The sequence below is a fragment of the Streptomyces sp. NPDC107454 genome (genome assembly GCF_055582885.1).
The window spans coordinates 1-18,137 of sequence record NZ_JBVJPA010000014.1 but is presented as its reverse complement, the minus strand read 5'-3'; the positions used below and the strand labels follow the sequence as shown (position 1 = coordinate 18,137).

General features: G+C 68.8%; 16 protein-coding genes and 2 pseudogenes. 10 read left to right on the top strand and 8 right to left on the bottom strand.

What is annotated here, in order from left to right; translation table 11 throughout:
• Positions 1-32: 32 nt before the first annotated feature.
• On the bottom strand, positions 33-860 hold the full coding sequence (locus ACZ69M_RS32985) for an IclR family transcriptional regulator (RefSeq protein WP_470055607.1): 828 nt from the start codon (positions 858-860) through the stop codon (positions 33-35).
• Positions 861-1,063: 203 nt separating this feature from the next.
• Between ACZ69M_RS32985 and ACZ69M_RS32980 the strand changes: the two genes are divergently transcribed.
• Positions 1,064-2,233, top strand: a complete 1,170-nt coding sequence (locus tag ACZ69M_RS32980; protein ID WP_470055605.1) for a thiolase family protein — start codon at positions 1,064-1,066, stop codon at positions 2,231-2,233.
• A 54-nt stretch (positions 2,234-2,287) separates the two neighbouring features.
• Here the strand turns inward: ACZ69M_RS32980 and ACZ69M_RS32975 are convergent, their stop codons facing one another.
• From ACZ69M_RS32975 to ACZ69M_RS32955, 5 genes are all read right to left on the bottom strand, one after another.
• Positions 2,288-3,298 (bottom strand): SDR family NAD(P)-dependent oxidoreductase, encoded by a 1,011-nt coding sequence (locus ACZ69M_RS32975; protein WP_470055603.1) that lies wholly within the window; start codon positions 3,296-3,298, stop codon positions 2,288-2,290.
• A 225-nt stretch (positions 3,299-3,523) separates the two neighbouring features.
• Positions 3,524-5,029 carry a streptophobe family protein gene (locus ACZ69M_RS32970; protein ID WP_470055601.1) on the bottom strand — a complete coding sequence of 502 codons (1,506 nt, stop codon included), beginning with the start codon at positions 5,027-5,029 and terminating at the stop codon, positions 3,524-3,526.
• A gap of 392 nt (positions 5,030-5,421) precedes the next feature.
• Entirely contained in the window at positions 5,422-5,991 is a 570-nt protein-coding gene (locus tag ACZ69M_RS32965; protein WP_470055599.1) for a MarR family winged helix-turn-helix transcriptional regulator, read from the bottom strand.
• Positions 5,992-6,077: 86 nt separating this feature from the next.
• Positions 6,078-6,263, bottom strand: a complete 186-nt coding sequence (locus ACZ69M_RS32960; protein WP_470055597.1) for a hypothetical protein — start codon at positions 6,261-6,263, stop codon at positions 6,078-6,080.
• A 347-nt stretch (positions 6,264-6,610) separates the two neighbouring features.
• The gene (locus ACZ69M_RS32955) at positions 6,611-8,203 is read right to left on the bottom strand and encodes an MFS transporter (protein ID WP_470055595.1); all 1,593 of its coding nucleotides are present in this window, start codon (positions 8,201-8,203) and stop codon (positions 6,611-6,613) included.
• A 165-nt stretch (positions 8,204-8,368) separates the two neighbouring features.
• Here ACZ69M_RS32955 and ACZ69M_RS32950 point away from each other — a divergent pair, with 165 nt between their 5' ends.
• The 5 genes from ACZ69M_RS32950 to ACZ69M_RS32930 all read left to right on the top strand — a co-directional run bounded on the left by ACZ69M_RS32950 (position 8,369) and on the right by ACZ69M_RS32930 (position 14,390).
• Positions 8,369-9,004 carry a TetR/AcrR family transcriptional regulator gene (locus tag ACZ69M_RS32950; RefSeq protein ID WP_470055594.1) on the top strand — a complete coding sequence of 212 codons (636 nt, stop codon included), beginning with the start codon at positions 8,369-8,371 and terminating at the stop codon, positions 9,002-9,004.
• A gap of 104 nt (positions 9,005-9,108) precedes the next feature.
• A complete protein-coding gene (gene icmF / locus ACZ69M_RS32945; RefSeq protein WP_470055592.1) occupies positions 9,109-12,339 on the top strand; it encodes a fused isobutyryl-CoA mutase/GTPase IcmF in 3,231 nt (1,076 codons plus the stop codon).
• An 11-nt stretch (positions 12,340-12,350) separates the two neighbouring features.
• Entirely contained in the window at positions 12,351-13,211 is an 861-nt protein-coding gene (locus ACZ69M_RS32940; protein ID WP_470055590.1) for a 3-hydroxybutyryl-CoA dehydrogenase, read from the top strand.
• A 243-nt stretch (positions 13,212-13,454) separates the two neighbouring features.
• The gene (locus ACZ69M_RS32935; protein WP_470055588.1) at positions 13,455-13,601 is read left to right on the top strand and encodes a hypothetical protein; all 147 of its coding nucleotides are present in this window, start codon (positions 13,455-13,457) and stop codon (positions 13,599-13,601) included.
• 534 nt (positions 13,602-14,135) lie between these two features.
• A complete protein-coding gene (locus tag ACZ69M_RS32930; protein ID WP_470055586.1) occupies positions 14,136-14,390 on the top strand; it encodes a hypothetical protein in 255 nt (84 codons plus the stop codon).
• On the opposite strand, the gene cutA is transcribed toward ACZ69M_RS32930, so the two are convergent.
• A complete protein-coding gene (gene cutA, locus ACZ69M_RS32925) occupies positions 14,387-14,701 on the bottom strand; it encodes a divalent-cation tolerance protein CutA (RefSeq protein ID WP_470055584.1) in 315 nt (104 codons plus the stop codon). The two genes, ACZ69M_RS32930 and cutA, sit on opposite strands and share 4 nt — an antisense overlap.
• 363 nt (positions 14,702-15,064) lie before the next feature.
• Here cutA and ACZ69M_RS32920 point away from each other — a divergent pair, with 363 nt between their 5' ends.
• Together ACZ69M_RS32920 and ACZ69M_RS32915 are read left to right on the top strand one after the other, a co-directional pair.
• On the top strand, positions 15,065-15,280 hold the full coding sequence (locus ACZ69M_RS32920) for a hypothetical protein (protein WP_470055582.1): 216 nt from the start codon (positions 15,065-15,067) through the stop codon (positions 15,278-15,280).
• A 263-nt stretch (positions 15,281-15,543) separates the two neighbouring features.
• The gene (locus ACZ69M_RS32915) at positions 15,544-16,314 is read left to right on the top strand and encodes a transposase family protein (RefSeq protein WP_470055580.1); all 771 of its coding nucleotides are present in this window, start codon (positions 15,544-15,546) and stop codon (positions 16,312-16,314) included.
• A gap of 97 nt (positions 16,315-16,411) precedes the next feature.
• Here the strand turns inward: ACZ69M_RS32915 and ACZ69M_RS32910 are convergent, their stop codons facing one another.
• Entirely contained in the window at positions 16,412-16,795 is a 384-nt protein-coding gene (locus ACZ69M_RS32910) for a hypothetical protein (protein ID WP_470055578.1), read from the bottom strand.
• 71 nt (positions 16,796-16,866) lie between these two features.
• Here ACZ69M_RS32910 and ACZ69M_RS32905 point away from each other — a divergent pair.
• Together ACZ69M_RS32905 and ACZ69M_RS32900 are read left to right on the top strand one after the other, a co-directional pair.
• Positions 16,867-17,537: pseudogene (locus ACZ69M_RS32905) on the top strand (transposase); the annotation flags it as partial.
• A 31-nt stretch (positions 17,538-17,568) separates the two neighbouring features.
• A pseudogene (locus tag ACZ69M_RS32900) lies at positions 17,569-17,808 on the top strand (IS701 family transposase); the annotation flags it as partial.
• Positions 17,809-18,137 lie beyond the last annotated feature (329 nt).

The following is an 18,137-nucleotide window of genomic DNA, read 5'->3' as shown; positions in this document are numbered from 1 at the left end:
ACGGCCCGCTCGACGCCGTTCGCGTTCCCCGCTCAGAGGGGCCCGGGCTCCGGGAACGCGCCCGGGTAGGGGCGCACAGGAGCGAAGAGCTCCTCGCTCACCGCCCGCACGGCGCTGACGACCAGCGGGGCCGCCCGTTCCAGCGGGGAACGGGCGGCCCCCACCACCGAGACCGCGGCGACCGGTCCGTCAGGGCCGCGCAGGGCGAGACCCACGCAGCCGAGCCCGACGAAGCACTCGTCACGATTGAACGCCAGCCCGTTGCGCTGGCGGACGGCGGCCAGTTCGCGGTGCAGCAGGCCGACTCGGCCGATGCTGTGCCGCGTGCGCCGCTCCAGCACCTGCCCGTACCGCGCGTCGATCTCCTCGGGGCTCAGCCAGGCCAGCATCGCCTTGCCGAGGCTGGTGCAGTGCGCGAGCTCCCGCCCGCCGACCCGGGAAGGGATGTCCTGCGCCGCCCATCCCCCCACCTTGTCGAGGCAGTAGATCTCTGGTCCGTCCAGTACGGCGAGGTGCACGACCATTTTGCTGTGCAGGGCCAGCCTCAGAAGATGCGGTGCCGCCGCCGCGCGAAGGGCGCTGTGGTCGATCTCCCGGCCGCCGAGGCCGAGCGCCCGCGCGCCCAGCATGTATCCCGCCGCCGCATGCCCCAGCCAGTTCAGCCTGACCAGTTGGTCGAGGATCCGGTGCGTGGTCGAACGCGGCAGCCGCGTCCGGCGGACGATCTCGTCGAGCGTCAGATGGGTCTGCGGACGCTCGAAGAGGTCGATGATCAGCGTCACGCGCTCCATCATCGACGGGGGCAGCACACAGCCGCCGAACTCCGAGGACCGCGAGTTCAGGCGAAGGGCAGACGTCATCGTCGGTGCCTCTCTGCTCAAACCGACATCAATGCTGGTTCGGCGGCCTCAAGGTACTCGCGCCGCCGGACACTGACCAAGCACCTTGTAATAAAAAATATTGTATTCGATTACCAGATAAAAAATACATTGACAGCCAACTATCTGTATAGCTACTGTCTGTCATCCATAAAATAGTCATGGTCCTCACACGGAGTTGACCCATGCCCGAAGCCGTCATCGTGGAGGCCGTCCGCACCCCCATCGGCAAGCGCAACGGCACGCTCGCCGATGTCCATGCCGCCGACCTGTCCGGGTACGCGCTGCGGGCGTTGCAGCAGCGCACCGGCATCGATCCCGAGCTGGTCGACGACGTCCTCTGGGGCTGCGTCAGCCAGGTCGGCGAACAGGGCGGGGCCCAGATCGGCCGGTACGCGGTGCTCGCGGCGGGCTGGCCCGAATCCGTGCCGGGCGTGACGATCAACCGGGCGTGCGGGTCAAGCCAGTCGGCGTTCGACTTCGCCGCCGGGATGGTCATGGCCGGGCAGTACGACCTCGTCGTGGCCGGCGGCGTGGAGACGATGACCAGGGTTCCCTACGGCTCCGCCCAGGAACTCGGCCGGCCGTACGGCCCGCTGGTCCGCGACCGCTACCGCACCGAGCTGACCAGCGGCCGGTTCCCGAACCAGGACTTCGACCAGGGCATCGGGGCGGAACTGATCGCCGGCAGGTGGGGCCTGACCCGGCGGCAGCTCGACGAGTACGCCGTGCGCTCGCATGAACTCGCGGCCGTCGCGATCGACGCCGGCGCCTTCGACGGCCAGCTCGCGGTCGTGCCCGGCAAGCCCGACTTCACCGCGGACGAGGGCGTCCGCCGGGGCTCGACCGTGGAGAAGCTGGCCACGCTCAAGCCCTCCTTCCAGGCGGACGGGATGATCCACGCGGGCAACGCCTCCCAGATCTCCGACGGCGCCTCGGCCGTGCTGATCACCACCCCGGAGCGGGCGAAGGAACTCGGGCTCACCCCCATCGCCCGCTACCACTCCGGTGCCGTCGCCGGCGCCGATCCCCTGATGATGCTGACCGCCCCGATCCCCGCCACCCAGAAAGTGCTGAAGAAGTCCGGCCTGGCGATCTCGGACATCGGGGTCTTCGAGGTCAACGAGGCCTTCGCCCCAGTCCCGCTGGCCTGGCAGGCCGAGCTCGGCGCCAGCGACGAGGTCCTCAACCCGCTCGGCGGCGCGATCGCCGTCGGCCACCCGCTCGGCGCCTCCGGCACGATCCTCATGACCCGGATGCTGCACCACATGAGGGACAAGGGCATCCGTTACGGCCTCCAGACCATGTGCGAGGGCGGCGGGACGGCGAACGCCACCATCGTCGAACTGCTCTGATCCACGGCACGGTCGGGGTGCCCCGCTGCGGGCGGGAACCGGTCCGACGGCTCCTCAGGCCTCCGGACGGCCTTCGCCCGGCGGCTTGCGGAGCCGGTCGTAGCGTGGATCGTGACGGTCGCGGCTGCCGCGCCAGTAGCGCGTGATGTCGTCGGCTGCGAAGGTGTGGTCCGGTACGACCCGGCGGTAGGCGAACTTCCAGCCCGAGTCGAAGCGCCGGAAGCAGTCGCTGTACCGGCCGAACGCGGGCTCGGTGGTCCCCTCGAAGCCCGAATGGACGACGAAGGCGGTCTCTCCGTAGGCCTCGTCCCCCTGGAGTTCGAAGACCGACTGGCCGAGCAGACGGTGCATCGACAGCCCCGGCGGGAACCTCCCCGGGGCGCAGATGAAGTCGGCGAACTCGCGGCCGGTTCCCTTGAAGCCGCCGTGGTCGTCGTACGAATCCTCCGCGTAGCACGAGACGATCTGCACGTGATCGCCTCTGTCCACGGCCGCCGACAGCACCGCGATCAGTTCGGTCAGCACCTGCTTGTCGAGCAGGGCCTGGGCCAGTTCGACGCGGAGGACCCTCGCCAGGGCCAGCGCGGCCGCCTTGCTGACCGAGTAAGGACCGCTGGCGGGAAGGGAGATCAACCCGGCGAGGGAGGTGGTCAGCACCACATCGACGGGGCGGTTCTGCTCGATGAGCACCGGCACCAGTGATCTCACCGAGTTGAGCGGGGTCCGCAGGTTGACGTCCAGGCTGAAGTCGTAGGACTCGCGGGGTATCTCCCACACGCGCCCGCCGCCGGACACTCCCGCGTTGAGGCACAAGGAGCCGATCGGCTCGATGGACACGGCCCGCTCCGCCAGCGCGTCGACGGCGTCCGGGTCGCGGAGGTCGACCAGGTGCGTGTGGGCCTCGATGCCGGCGTCGGTCAGGCCGGCGAGCGCCGTCCGCAGGGCAGGCTCGTTGCGGTCGGCGATCAGCACCGCCGCTCCACGCCGCCCATAGGCATGGGCCAGCGCGTGTCCGATGCCACTGGCGCCCCCGGTGACCGTTCCATGTAGTTGATGGGATGTCACAGTTCGAACTTCCGTCCGAACGCCTCCTGGCCGCCGCGTGATGAGGTTGTGACGGCGTCAAAGTATCTGGCGCCAGAGGCGAGTACAAGGTTGGCCGACTATCTGTCACAGAACCTTTTCACGACTCTGTGCAAGATCGGCGCGCCACGTGTGTACGTTCCCGCCGGGGACTCAGCCCCGGCGGGAACGGTCACCACCGGTCGCCCGATGTCTGCCTGGGCCTCGTCAGGCCCCAGGCTCCACGGTGGTGCGAACGACCGCGCCCGAACCGGTCGTGGTGGCCATCGGTTCCTTGCGCGGGAGGAAACGGAAGCCGGGGGAACTCGCCCGCTCCCCACGCAGCAGGCTTCCGGCGAACCCGGCGACCGCACCGGCCAGCAGGCCGGCGACGAACGTCCACAGCACACCGCCGTCGAGGCCCATATCGGTCCCGCTGACGAGGTGGCCGGCCATGGTCACATGGGTGTCGAGGGAGGGCTCGGCGAGCGCGGCAGCCCCGCCCAGGACGAGCGCCGTGACGATGCCGAAGCGCTCGGCGAGGCCGAGGTGCCGGCCCATCGGGCCCTTGTAGGGGTGCAGTGGACGCGCGTTCGCGGGGTCCGTCGCACGGGCGGCCGCATACGCGCAGGCCAGCAGAACCAGACCGGTCAGCACGATGGACATGAGCCACACCGGCATGCCGGCGGACGTCAGATCGCCCAGGCGCTGCGTGTGATCGGCCGGCGGGACGGCTGCCTGCCGGCCCGCCTGACCGGCGGCCGTCTGGCCTGCCTGACCGGCGGCGGCCGCCGCAGCGGCCGGGCTCTGCACCATGTGCATCGCCGACGTCCAGGTGGAGCCCAGGCCCACGCTCAGGAACGACGCCTGAGCGAACGGTGCCGTCAGCAGCGCGCCGCCCGCCGTCTTGCGGTCACCGGCGGACAGCGCACCGACAAGCGTCAGCACCGCCGCCACGACGAGCAGCGTCCGTACGAGGGCCGAAAGGCTCGGCGCCCACGCGGCCCGCAGCCCACGCGCGGAGAACCCGGCGGGCAGCCGGCGGCTGATCAGCAGACCGACCACGAGCACGAGGACCGCCCACACCAGCGCGCCGATCACCGTCGCGCCGATCCCCACCTGGTACGACATCGGCGGCTGCGCGGCCGAGCCGGCAGCGGCGGCGAGGGCGGCAGAGCCGAAGAGCTTCTCGACGAGGTCGCCGAGGGGACCGCCGAGACTGGCGCCGCCCTTTCCACCAATCGTGGGCATGGTGAACATGCCGTGCGCGAGGGCCGCGGCGCCCCACAGAGCGAGTACGGAGGCGCCGACCGCGCCGACCGCGCGCGCCGCCAAGTCACGCGCCTGGAAGGGCCGTCGCCGCAGTCCCCAGGAGAACGCCAGCCAGAGAACCACCGCGCCGAAGAGCGTTATCGCGAGCGGGAACACATGGGCCGTACCGCTCATCGTCAGGTTCGCCGCGCTGCCGGCGGGCTGGGCGGTGCCGGTCGATGACGCAGCCGGCATGGACATGGTGTCGGGGCCGACGGTGGCCGAGCCGCCGACGGCCATGGCGATCACTCCCATGGTCAGGGCCCAGAGCGAGTCGGTCGAGGCCGGCTCGAAGACGGCCAGGCCGACGACGGCGAGCGCCGCCATGGCGACGACCGCGCACAGAGCGGCCAGGGCGCCTTCCAGGGCGTTGCGCAAGGGGCGGGGAGGGGGCGGGGAGACGGAGGACGGGGATGCGGACATGAGGGTGACGCTCCGTTTTCACTCGGGGACGAGATCGGGGAAGCGGGACCGCTGCCGCGGCCGCTTGCCCTGCAGGGAGCAACTGGACGTGCGAACGGGGTCGGCGACAAGTACGCCGGCCAATAGTCGGGTGACCTTTATTTGGTCAGCAGGGTGCACCTTCTCCAGTACATGGCCTCTACACCGTCCCGATAGGCGGGACTGCCCTCGGCGCCGAGTCGAGTCGGCGGGGGCGCGCCCATCGGTGAGCCGGCGGAGCCCCGGAGTGCGCGCTGACACAGCCGTCGGCGGCGGCCGACTCCGTCGACCGGGTTCAACGACCAGGTGTACGCCCGCACTTGGGCGGACGGCGCCGCGGTGTTCCCACGCCGTCCCCGTCGGTTCCTCGTCCGCTATTCGGGGTCGCCGGCTCCGCGCTCGAAGACGAAGGCGACATTGTCCAGGCCCTCGAGAAGGGTCTTGACGGTGTCGGAATCGACGTCCGACAACCCATACTCGAGCGCCGCGAGTTCGGCGTGGGCCCGTCGGTACAGGTTGTGCCCTTCGCGTGTGGCGACGGCGAGGATGCGGCGCCGGTCGCCCGGGTCCGCACGCCGTTCGATCAGGCCGCCCCGCACAAGGCGGTCGATCGTGGCGGTCATCGTGGTCGAGTGGACCGAGGCCCGTGCCGCGATCTCGGACAGCTGGACGCCCTCGGGCTCCGAGCAGACGATCGACAGCACCTGGTACTTGGCGTGCGAGGTGCCGAGTTCGCTCAGGACGCCGTCGAGTTCACGCAGGAGCAGATCACGCACCCGCAGGATCAGCCCCGCGACCAGCAGCCGCTCCGTGCCGGCCGAGTCGAGGTCGTACGTCTGGCCGAGCGAGTCGGCGAGCCGCACACTTGTGGCCGAGCGGCCCGCGCTGACAGCGTCCGAGCCACGAGCGCCGGTCCGGGTGCCGTGGTTGCCGACGCCAGCCATCGAGTCTCTTCCCTCCGACGTTCACGCCTTGAATACTTCGTCATCCTAGCGTCCACGTGCAAGATCCCCGACCCCCTTCACGACGATCACGTGCTGCTCCACCTGACGTCGATGAGGGCCGCGACAACCGCGCACGGGTGGGTACGAGGCGACACCACGCGCAATGCCGGGAAGTCGGCGATCAGCACCGGCAAGGTCTCCGGCCGCCCCTCGGCGGCGACGACCACGCCGACACCGTCCCAGTCGCCGCACGCACGAACGGCTTCGAACATCGCCGCGGTCGTCCAACTCACCGGGTTCGCCCGCAGAAAGAAGATCGCGTGCCTTCCTCCACGGCGGTCTTCATCATGTCGAGACGCGCCACACCGTCGTCGACGATCAGGGAAAACCGCCTGCCGGGCCGCCACCGCGCTCCGCACCTCCGCGCCCTGTGAACTTCACGACGCCGTCGGCGATCGGACTGCGAGCGCCCCGAGTCCGGTCACCGAGGCCCTTCATGTTCGGCGCCGGTGACGGAGTCGACACGCCGGGGGTCGTCTCGCCCGGCGCCGGACCCGTTTGCTCAGCTCCAGACGGGCCGACTATAGGAATACCGATTACTTGACGTCAACGTATTGTGCTATCCGCCCGTCTTCGCCGCCTCCTCGTCCGACGACGTCCGCTCACCCCGGTCGGGTTCGGCCGCCGGCAGGTCAAGGCTGCTGCGCAGGTTGACCGGCTTCAGCAGGACGGTGGCGACAAGGGCGAGAAGGGCCGCGCCGGCCGAGATCAGGAAGACGCGGCCCGTGGCGTCACCGTAGGCGATGCGGGTGATCTCCCGTACGACGGACGACCGCGCAGCGGTGTCCGCGGTGCCGCCGCCGGACACCCCGGCGGCGGCCAGACCTTGCGAGACCTGGCTCTGGACGTGCCGGGCCAGCACGGCACCGAGGACCGAGACGCCGATCGTGCCCCCGAGGGAACGGAAGAAGGACACCGTGGAGCTGGCCGCGCCGACGTCCTTCAGCGGCACGGTGTTCTGCACGGTGAGCACGAGGTTCTGCATCGTCAGCCCGACGCCCATGCCGACAGACAGCATCGAGACGCTCAGCAGGACCATGGGCGTCTGGTAGTCGATGGTGCTGAGGCCGGCGAGCCCGATCGCGAGAAGCGCGGTGCCGGTGACGATGAACGGTTTGATCTTCCCGGTGCGGGTAATCAGGCGGCCGGCGATCGTGGAGGCGATCAGGATGCCGGCCATCATCGGGATCGTCAGCAGCCCCGCCCCGGTCGGGCTGTACCCCCGGCTGAGCTGGAAGTACTGGCTGAGGAAGACCGTGACGCCGAACAAGGCCGTGCCGACGGAAAGGCTGGCGAGAATCACCAGTCCGGTCGTGCGCTGCCTGACGATGGCGAGAGGCACGACGGGCTCGGCGGCCCGCGTCTCCACCCACATGGCGACGGCGAGCAGAGCCAGGCCGACGGACACCAGGACGACGGTCTGCCAGGAAGCCCAGGCAAACGAGTTGTCGACGAACGACACCCACACGAGCAGCACACTGACACCCGCCGCGATCAGCGTGGCACCCGCGTAGTCGATCTTCACGTTGACACGGCGTACGACGGGCAGGTTCAGCGTCCGCTGGAGCAGCAGGAACGAGACGACGGCGACCGGAATCCCGATGAAGAAGCACCATCGCCAGCCCAGCCACGAGGTGTCGACGACGACACCTCCGAGCAGCGGGCCGCCGATCGTGGACGTCGCCGTGACGCTGCTCAGATAGCCGCTGTAACGACCCCGCTCGCGGGGCGGGATCATGGCCGCGAGCACGATCTGGACCAGGGCCTGGACACCACCGACACCTATGCCCTGCAGGGCGCGCGCCGCGATCAGCTGGCCGCCGGTCTGGCTCACCCCCGAGGCCAGGGCACCGAGCACGTAGAAGACGATCGCGGCCTGGACCAGGGTCTTCTTGCTGAAGAGGTCGGCCAGCTTGCCCCAGATCGGAGTCGTGGCCGTCGTGGTGAGGAGGGTCGCGGTGACCACCCAGGTGTACTGCGTCTGGGACCCGTGTACCGCTCCGATGATCCTGGGCAGGGCGCTCGACACCACCGTGCTGCTGAGGGTCGAGACGAACAGGGCGAGCAGCAGGCCGCTGAGCGCCTTCAGCACCTGCCGGCGGGATGTGAGAGGTGTGTCCGCAGGACTCGCGGCATTCGCTGCGGTGCTCATCAAGCAGGCTCCAAGCCGGAATCTTCGCTATACACGACGTATAGCGAAATCACTTCACCATACACGCCGTATAGTCAGTGCACGCGCCACCCAGCGGCACGGAAGACCGCCGGCCGGCGCGCGCCCCGCGCTCGGAACGCGAGGACGGCAGGAGAGACTGGGCGGATGGAGCCCACGCCCCGCAAGAACCTGCGCGAAGAGCAGAAGAACCTCACCCATCGCCGACTGCTCGACGCCGCTGTCACGGTGTTCGCCGCGAAGTCCTTCCTGGATGCGCGCATGGAGGACATCGCCCAGGCGGCCGGGGTGACGCGGGCCACGGTCTACGCCCACTTCCCCGGCAAGGCGGAGATCGTGGACGCCCTGGTGGAGCGTGTGTACGGCCTGATGGAAGAGGCGTATGCGGAACTGGCCGCGCTCGACCGCTGGTCCCACGCCGACATTCGGAAGTGGCTCGACGGCGCCGAGGCGCACTGGCGGGAGATGGCACCCATCCGCCGCGTCGCCAACGTGGCGTCTCCGGCCGCCCTGCGCAGCGTCGGCGACGGCCGGGCACAGTACGTCGAGGCACACCAGCGTTACGTCGGCCTGCTGGTCGGGCATCCCACGCGCTGGCGGGGCGTCGACCCCGCGGAGGCTCGCCAACGGGCACTGATGGCCGTACTCCAGACCGAGTCGTTCTTCTCCGCCTGGATCGCCGTGGGTTGGCCGCTGGACACCGCCGACCCCCTTCACCTGCTGGCCGACTGCCTCTGCCACCTCCTCGCCCCCGCATTGGAGAACGACGGCCGGGCCACCTGACACCCTCTGTGCTTCTGGTCACACAGAGATCACCTTCTGCCATTTACTAGGACGTCCTACTATTACTCTCGTCAGAGCCCATACCTGTCCGGGGAAGGCCCGCCGTGAGCGATCTGCACCGACCTGTGCATCCTGTCCGTCTGGTCACCGCTTCGGCGCTCTTCGACGGGCATGATGCCTCGATCAACATCATGCGGCGGATCTTCCAGTCGCAGGGCGCCGAGGTGATCCATCTCGGGCACAACCGCTCGGTGCGGGAGGTCGTGGAGGCGGCGCTGGAGGAGGACGCGCACGGCGTCGCGGTCTCCTCCTATCAGGGCGGGCATGTCGAGTACTTCGAGTACCTGGTCCAGTCGCTGCGCGCGCAGGGAGCCGAGCACGTCCATGTGGTGGGCGGTGGAGGCGGCGTCATCGTGCCCGAGGAGATCGCCCGGCTGCGCGCGAGCGGGGTGACGATCTTCTCCCCGCAGGACGGGCAGCGGATGGGCCTGGCCGGGATGGTCAACTCGGTGGTGCGGGACTGCGACTTCGACCTGTGGGACGGCAAGCCGTCCGATGTCGCCGCCGTGTTGGCGGGCGATCGGTTCGCGATCGCCCGCGCCATCACCGGCGCCGAACTGGGCAAGCTGCCCCCGGAGTTTTTGGAGCAGGTGCGTGCCGCGGCTACGGGACGGGTGGTGCCGGTGCTGGGCATCACCGGCACCGGCGGTTCCGGGAAGTCGTCGCTCACCGACGAGTTGGTGCGCCGGTTCCGTGTCGACCAGCAGGACAAGCTGCGGATCGCGGTGATCGCGGTCGACCCGACCCGTCGCCGCGGTGGCGGCGCGCTGCTCGGCGACCGGATCCGTATGAACTCTCTGGACGGGAACCGGGTGTTCTTCCGGTCCCTGGCCACTCGCGGCAGCCGTGAGCTGCCCGAGCACCTGTCGGACGTGATCGACGTCGTGAAGGCCGCTGGATTCGACCTGGTGGTCGTGGAGACACCGGGCATCGGCCAGGGCGACGCGGCGATCGTGCCGTTCGTCGACACCTCCCTGTACGTGATGACGCCGGAGTTCGGTGCCGCCTCGCAGCTAGAGAAGATCGACATGCTCGACTTCGCCGATGTCGTGGCGATCAACAAGTTCGAGCGGCGCGGCGCCAAGGACGCGCTGCGCGACGTCGGCCGCCAACTGGTGCGCAACCGCGAGGCGTTCGGCAAGCGGCCCGAGGACATGCCGGTGTACGGCACCTCCGCGGCCACTTTCAACGACGACGGCGTCACCGCGCTCCACCAGCACCTGAAGACCGTCCTGGCCGAGAAGGGGCTGGTGCTGTCGGAGGGCACTCTGGCTCCGGTCGGCGTACGGCACTCCTCCGGCATCCGGCAGGTGGTTCCCGCGGACCGGGTGCGCTATCTCGCCGAGATCACCGACACCCTCCGCTCCTACCACGCCGCCACCGGCCAGCTGGCCGAAGCGGCACGACGGGTGCAGCGTCTGGAGGCCGTCGAGGGGGAGCTCGTCGAGGCCGGTTCCGACGCCGAGAACGTACGGTCACTGCTCGAGGCCGCCCGCCGACAGCTGCCGTACGAGATCACCCAGCAGATCGAGAACTGGCCCGCCGTCATCGCCTCCTACTCCGGCGACGAGCAGGTAGTGAAGGTCCGGGACAAGGAGATCCGCACCAAGCTGAACCGCGAGTCCCTCTCGGGCAACAAGATCCCCCGCGTCGCACTGCCCCGGTTCACCGACCACGGGGAACTGGTGCGGTTCTGGCGTCGGGAGAACCTGCCCGGCTACTTCCCCTTCGCCGCCGGGGTGTTCCCCTTCAAACGCGACGGCGAGGACCCGGCCCGGATGTTCGCCGGCGAGGGCGACCCGTTCCGCACCAACCGGCGCTTCAAGCTGCTGTCCGAGGGGCAGCCGGCCACGCGGCTGTCCACCGCCTTCGACTCCGTCACCCTCTACGGCCGAGACCCGGACGTACGTCCCGACATCTACGGCAAGGTCGGCACCTCCGGTGTCTCGGTGGCCACGCTGGAGGACATGAAGGCGCTCTACGAGGGCTTCGACCTGGTCGCGCCGACGACTTCGGTCTCCATGACGATCAACGGACCCGCGCCGACCATCCTGGCGTTCTTCCTCAACACCGCCGTGGATCAGCAGATCGAGAGGTTCCGGGCCGCCGAGGGCCGCGACCCCTCGCCCGAGGAGGCTGCCGAACTGCGAGCGCACGCGCTGGCGAACGTGCGCGGCACGGTGCAGGCCGACATCCTCAAGGAGGACCAGGGGCAGAACACCTGCCTGTTCTCCACCGAGTTCAGTCTGCGGATGATGGCCGACATCCAGGAATGGTTCATCGCGCACAGGGTCCGCAACTTCTACTCGGTGTCCATCTCCGGTTACCACATCGCCGAAGCCGGCGCGAACCCCATCAGCCAGCTCGCCTTCACCCTCGCCAACGGCTTCACCTACGTCGAGGCCTACCTCGCCCGGGGCATGCACATCGACGACTTCGCACCCAACCTGTCCTTCTTCTTCTCCAACGGCATGGACCCCGAGTACTCGGTGCTGGGCCGGGTCGCCCGCCGGATCTGGGCCGTCGCGATGAAGGAGAAGTACGGCGCAGGCGAGCGGTCCCAGAAGCTGAAGTACCACGTCCAGACCTCCGGCCGCTCCCTGCACGCCCAGGAGATGGACTTCAACGACATCCGCACCACGCTCCAGGCGCTCATCGCCATCTACGACAACTGCAACAGCCTGCACACGAACGCCTACGACGAAGCGGTCACCACCCCCACCGAGGAATCCGTCCGCCGCGCCCTGGCCATCCAGCTGATCATCAACCGGGAATGGGGCCTGGCCATGAACGAGAACCCCCTCCAGGGCTCGTTCATCATCGACGAACTCACCGACCTGGTCGAAGAAGCGGTACTCCAGGAGTTCGAGCGGATCAGCGAGCGCGGCGGTGTGCTCGGCGCCATGGAGACCGGCTACCAGCGCGGCCGCATCCAGGACGAGTCGATGCTCTACGAGCAGCGCAAGCACGACGGCACCCTGCCCATCATCGGCGTCAACACCTTCCGCAACCCCCACGCCGACACCACCGAGCCCGGCACCATCGAGCTGGCCCGCGCCACCGAAGAGGAGAAGCACTCCCAGCTGGTGCGTGTACAGGACTTCCAGGGCCGCCACCAGGAGCCGGCCCACGCCGCCCTGACCGCCCTCAAGGACGCGGCGGCGGGCGGCGACAACGTCTTCACCGTCCTCATGGACGCCGCCCGCGTCTGCTCCCTGCAACAAATCACCGACGCTTTCTTCGAGGTCGGCGGCCAGTACCGCCGCAACGTCTGAAAGGTCTTCCCATGGATTCCGTCACCCGTCTCGGCGTCGTCGGCTGCGGCCTCATGGGCTCCGGCATCGCCGAAGTCGCAGCCCGCACCGGCATCGACGTCCGCGTCGCCGAAGCCACCCCCGATGCGGCCGAGTCCGGCCGTCGCCGGGTCACCGCCTCCCTCGACCGAGGCGTCAAGCGCGGCAAGCTCACCGAGGAACAGCGGGACCAGGCCCTCGCCCGGCTCTCCTTCACCCACGACCTCGGTGACCTGGCCGACCGTCAGTTCGTCGTCGAGGCCGTCGCCGAGAACCGCGACATCAAGACCGACGTCCTGCGCGCCCTGGACAAGACGGTCGAAGACCCCGCGGCGATCCTGGCCACCAACACCTCCTCGATCCCCATCGTCGACCTGGCCGTCGTCACCGAGCGGCCCGGCCAGGTCATCGGCATGCATTTCTTCAACCCCGTGCCCGTGCAGCAGTTGGTCGAACTCATCCCCGCCCTCACCAGCAGCCCGGAGACCGTGCAGCGCACCCGCGACTTCACGCTTCAGCTGGGCAAACAGGCCATCCAGGCGCCCGACCGCTCCGGCTTCGTGGTCAACGCGCTCCTCGTGCCCTACCTGCTCAGCGCGGTACGGATGGTGGAGTCGGGCGGCGCCCGGCCCGACGACATCGACCGCGGCATGGAACTCGGCTGCGCCCACCCCATGGGCCCCCTGCGCCTGCTCGACCTCATCGGCCTCGACACCGCCCAGGCGGTCGCAGAGTCCATGTACGAGGAGTTCAAGGAACCGCTGTACGCCCCGCCCACCCTGCTGCGCCGCATGGTCGCCGCCGGCCACCTCGGCCGCAAGAGCGGACGCGGCTTCTACACCTACGACGCCTGAGTTTCGACTCGCGCGTACCAGAGCTGGGATCAGCTACCCCCAGATCGCCGCCGAGTGCGACATCAAGCCGGAGCGAGTGGGAACGCCGGCGAAGGGCCGGGGCTGGATCATGTCGTTCGACAAGATCGTGCAGATCGCGGATGCCCTCCGCGTCCCAGGACACATGGTCGGCTTGGCCCCGCGCCCGTGGGAGACGGACGGCCTTCCTGTTCCAGTGCCCAGCACAGAGAACGGACTGCCAGCTTGCGTCGCCGTACAGTCCTCCAAGCCGTCACAGGGGGCCTCGCTGCCACCCTGCCCGGCCTCCAAGCCCTCCCGGCGCCCAAGCGCATCACCAACGACTACGACAGCCGGCTCAGCGAACGGACGGCCCGTCTGCGCTGGCGGTGACACCTTCCGGGTCTACCTCAGCGAGCACCAGTCCGCGAAGAGTCTCCTTCGTACGACGAGTCTCACCGAAAGCTCACACCAACGCCTGATGTTCCTGGTGACCGAGCAGGCCCAGCAAGCCGGCTGGGCCGCCGTCGATGGGGGCCGCCTGACAGGAGCCAAAAGTCTGTACGAGGAGAGCAGGACCATCGCCAGAGAGGCCGGCGACAGCGATCTCCTGGGCAACAACTTTGCGTTCCTCGCCCACCAGACGGCAGACCCGATTGAAGCCTTCGTGATCGCCGCGCGCTCCTGCGCGGCAATCACCCCCAGCACACCGTCGGGTGTGCGGGCGCTGCTCCACGAGCGGATGGCGGAGGCCTGCGCCCTCGCCGATCAGCCGACAGCAGCGGAGCGCGCACTGGACGAAGCACGAAGTGCCCTGAACAAGCGGGACCCCGGCGAGCCCCAACCGGACTGGGCAGCCTGGGTAGATGCGAACGAGCGGGACATCATGCCCGGCCGCTGCTGGGCCGTCCCCTGCGGGCCGTCTCCGTGCTGGAGTCCGCGCTGTCCCGCTTCGACGACACGCACGCCCGGTACAAGGCCTTGTATCTGTCGTGGCTGGCCGACGCCTACCTCTCGGCCGGCGAGGTCGAGGAAGCAGCGGCGACCGGCCGGACGCTTGATCTGTCCACCGGTGTCGCCTCCGTGCGCCCTCGGCAGCGGATCGCCCCAGTGCTGCCACAACTCAGCCAGCACCGCAGCGTGGCCGCCGTTCGCGGCGTCCTGGAGAAAGCAGCGTCTTAGGCCTTCGGGTCTACAGAGCCCTCAATCCACTGAAGGCACTGCGCCGCCCCGCTCACGATCTGAGTCGCGATCACCTCCGGGTTGTCCCACGGATGGTTCTCCAGAATGTACTTCTCCCACCACGGGTACTGCTCGGAGGTGGTCGTCAACAGGAGTCGCCACTCCTCGCCCTCGCCGAACTCGCCGAGGTGCCAGAACACGGAGCCCACGGGGCCGATGATCTGCGACCCGGCAGCAAGCCGTCCTTGGACAGCCCCCTTCACGGGTTCGACGGCGTCCTGACGGGCCGCCGTGGCGGTCGAGACCTGCACATACCCACTGATGCGGAGAGCCTGGCCAGGGCAGGTTCAGCCTCGGTCCACCGCGTGATGATCGGCCTGCGGACGTAGAAATAGGCGCTGCGGGCTCGAGGTGCCTGTCAGCGGATAGGCCACTACCCTCGAAACAGGTGAGGTCGCGATTCAGGACACGTCCCGCGACGCGCTCCCGCAACGGTGGGCCTGCAACCGGGAGACGTGCGTCCCTCGCTTTCACGCGGCGACCTCGACGACAGCGCCGCATCGGTCTTCGAGCGGCACCATCCAGCCATCGCCGGACCCCATGCTTGGGCGTGAGGCCGCGGCCATCCCCCTCGTGCTGGGACAGCGCGAGAACGTGGAAGAAAGAGCAGAGCCATGCGAGCACATCGCGCCAAGCGTGCCTTCGCCTGCGTCGTGGCCGGCTTCCTGTTGGCCGGCGGCACCGCCATCGGAGTGGCGGGCACGGCCGCAGCAGCCGCCTCCACCCCGACGACCGCCTCGGTTCCCACGAGCTGCTCGTGGCACAGCGGCTGGTACGACAGGTACCACCGCTGGCACGAGGGCTATTGGGACTGCAACTACAACCGCTGACCTGCCCGCCGTCCGGGCGAGTGGCCGTTGGTACGACTCACTTCAGACGCTGTAGCCCTCTGCCGCACGCCGGGACCCCACGTCGCTGCGACCTTCGGGAAGCAGTCCCGGCACGGCGGATTCGCCCCGGCCCCGTAGCGCTCGCACGTGGCGTGACTTCTCTGCACTTCACCTGAATGGGCGGCGAGGGAATTCGGGGTGGCATGGCGGGGCGTGCGGCTAAAGCGTGTTGCAGAAGGCTGTGATCAGGGCATTTTCTGTGTATGCGTGGGGTGTTGAGGGCTGATCCGTTGTGGGTAGAGACGTTCACGGGACTGCGGATGAAGCAGTTCGAGGGGTTGCTGAAGGTCGTGCGGGAGCGGGGCGGCGACGGGCCGCGAATCGGGCGCCCGTGGTGTCTGCCACTTGCCGACCGGGTGCTGGTGGTGGCTGTCTACTACCGGACGAACCTGACCATGCGGCAGCTCGCGCCACTGTTCGGTGTGTCGTCGGCGACAGTGTGCAGGGTCATTCAGCGGTTGCGGCCCCTCCTTGCGCTCGAGCCGGCGTCCCGTCCCGTCGATGCCGCGGACCGGCTGTGGATCGTGGACGGCACGCTGGTCCCGGTCCGTGACCGCAAGGTCGGTGCCTCAAGCCGTAACTACCGGTTCTCCGCAAACGTGCAGGTCATCATCGACGCCGACACCCGCTTGGTCGTGGCCACCGCCCGCCCGGCCCCGGGCAACAAGGCCGACGCCCACGTGTGGCGCGACTCCGGCCTGCCGCAGCACTGCCAAGGCGTCACCGTGCTCGGCGACGGCGCCTACATCAACACCGGCCTGGTCGTCCCGCACCGCAAACGGCCCGGCCGGCCCCTCTTGGCTGGCGAGGAAGCCGACAACGCCGAGCATCGCCGGGTCCGTGCGCGGGTCGAGCATGCGATCGGCCGACTGAAGAACTACAAGATCCTCCGAGACTGCCGACAGCACGGCGACGGCCTCCACCACGCCGTCCAAGCTGTCGCCCACATGCACAACCTCGCCCTGACCGCGTGATCAGACAGCCGTGGTTGGGCTCTGACCTGCAAAATCACGGCCTTCTGCAACACGCTTTAAGGGCTGTCCCGTAAGTGGGATCCGTGGTGGGCGGTCTTCAGAGAAAGGCCAGCGGGACCTCCTTCTCGATGCAGAGTCGCAGGACGCCGGCCAGCCGGCGGGCGTCCGCGATGTGCTGCTGGAGGAGTTGGCCGCCGCCCGCCAGGGCCCACTGATCGGTGATCGCCTCCAACCGGGGCAGGATCACCGCGCAATCGGCAGGCGAGAGGTCCTCACCGCCGACGTCCGGATGATCGAGGAGTGGCTCCAGAACGGTGGACACCTCGCTCCACGGGCGCTCGCCGCCGAAGCCCGACATCTCGGAGAGGACGAACCCCTCGGCCTCGGCCAGACACCGCCGAAACGCGGCGAAGCCGCTGTAGGACCAGGAGACATCCCGACTGCTGTTGTCTCCGTCGCCCGGGAAAAGAACCAGTCCCATGTGTCCTCCTGCTTGCCGAGCACACAGGATCGAAGACACAGGGCAGCCTCGGCAACCGGGATGATCTCGGTGTGACTGGTGTGATCACGGCGTCAGAACCATCCTGGACAGCCCCGTTCACCGGGCTGAGCCCGCGCGCCTTCGGGAAGCTGGTGACGGTGCCGCACCGCAGGGCGCGGACGCGATCCGCAAGGGCCGGCCGTGGAGCCTTCCACTGGAGGACCGGGCACTGCTGGTCACTGCGTACTGGCGCACGAACTTGACCATGCGCCGGCTCGCGCCGCTGTTCGGGGTGTCGAAGTCGGCGGCGGACCGCGTCATCAACCACCTCGGGCCGAGGCTCGCGCTCCAGCCCCGCAAGCGCTTCGCAAAGGACGCCGTGCTCATGGTGGACGGCACCCTGGTCCCCACCCGCGACCACACCATCGCCGAGCGGTCGAAGAACTACTGGTACTCCACCAACCACCAGGTCGTCATCGACGCCGACACCCGCCTGGTCGTCGTGGCCGGCCGGCCGCTCGCCGGGAACCGCAACGACTGCAAGGCATGGGCGGAATCCGGCGCCAAGGCCGCCGTCGGCAAGACCCTCACTGTCGCCGACGGTGGCTACCAGGGCACCGGACTCGTCATCCCGCACCATCGCGAGCGCGGCCAGACCGAGCTCCCGGCCTGGAAAGAGGACCACAACAAGTTTCACAAGCAGGTTCGGGCCCGCGTCGAGCACGTCTTCGTTCGTACTCGCCTACGCGCCGCTGGGCACCACGGTCGAGCACCTGGTCCGTGTCGCGGGGATGCGTTGGGCCATCGAGGAATCCTTCCAGGCCGCGAAGAACGAGTGCGGCCTCGACCAGTACGAAGTCCGCCGCTGTACCGGCTGGATGCGGCACATCACCCTGGCCATACTGGCGCACGCCTTCCTGGCCGTCATGGCCGCCGACGCCGCGGCAAAAGGGGCAGCAGAAACGGTTCCTGCCTTGCGCCCCTCACCGTGGCAGAAATTCGGCGGCTCCTGACAACTGTCAACTCACCCACCGCACGGGCTCACCAGCGCCTCATCAGCACGCGCGCGCTGAGATGGTCGCACTGGCGCAGACGACGCCAAGCCGTCGCCCGCCGCTGCCACTATCAGCGGCGGCTGCACACGGTCGAGGGACGGCCCGGGAAAGAGAACACGAGCCGCCCAACAGCCCTCTACACTCACCCAAACCGCCCCTGAACAGGGAAAACGTCAAAGTGCTGTTGGAGTACTAGTACTCCAGCAGCGGTTCGCTATCTGGCCTGGTCAGAGATGTTGTCCGGAGTGTAGTTGGCTGATGGTACGTCAGGGGCGGTCTTGCCGGAC

Bases quoted from the DNA above. Each gene is read 5' to 3' on its own strand.
- ACZ69M_RS32985 (WP_470055607.1), bottom strand. From the start codon at position 860: ATGACGTCTGCCCTTCGCCTGAACTCGCGGTCCTCGGAGTTCGGCGGC.
- ACZ69M_RS32980 (WP_470055605.1), top strand. From the start codon at position 1,064: ATGCCCGAAGCCGTCATCGTGGAGGCCGTCCGCACCCCCATCGGCAAG.
- ACZ69M_RS32970 (WP_470055601.1), bottom strand. From the start codon at position 5,029: ATGTCCGCATCCCCGTCCTCCGTCTCCCCGCCCCCTCCCCGCCCCTTG.
- ACZ69M_RS32965 (WP_470055599.1), bottom strand. From the start codon at position 5,991: ATGGCTGGCGTCGGCAACCACGGCACCCGGACCGGCGCTCGTGGCTCG.
- ACZ69M_RS32960 (WP_470055597.1), bottom strand. From the start codon at position 6,263: ATGTTCGAAGCCGTTCGTGCGTGCGGCGACTGGGACGGTGTCGGCGTG.
- ACZ69M_RS32955 (WP_470055595.1), bottom strand. From the start codon at position 8,203: ATGAGCACCGCAGCGAATGCCGCGAGTCCTGCGGACACACCTCTCACA.
- ACZ69M_RS32950 (WP_470055594.1), top strand. From the start codon at position 8,369: ATGGAGCCCACGCCCCGCAAGAACCTGCGCGAAGAGCAGAAGAACCTC.
- ACZ69M_RS32940 (WP_470055590.1), top strand. From the start codon at position 12,351: ATGGATTCCGTCACCCGTCTCGGCGTCGTCGGCTGCGGCCTCATGGGC.
- ACZ69M_RS32920 (WP_470055582.1), top strand. From the start codon at position 15,065: ATGCGAGCACATCGCGCCAAGCGTGCCTTCGCCTGCGTCGTGGCCGGC.
- ACZ69M_RS32915 (WP_470055580.1), top strand. From the start codon at position 15,544: ATGCGTGGGGTGTTGAGGGCTGATCCGTTGTGGGTAGAGACGTTCACG.
- ACZ69M_RS32910 (WP_470055578.1), bottom strand. From the start codon at position 16,795: ATGGGACTGGTTCTTTTCCCGGGCGACGGAGACAACAGCAGTCGGGAT.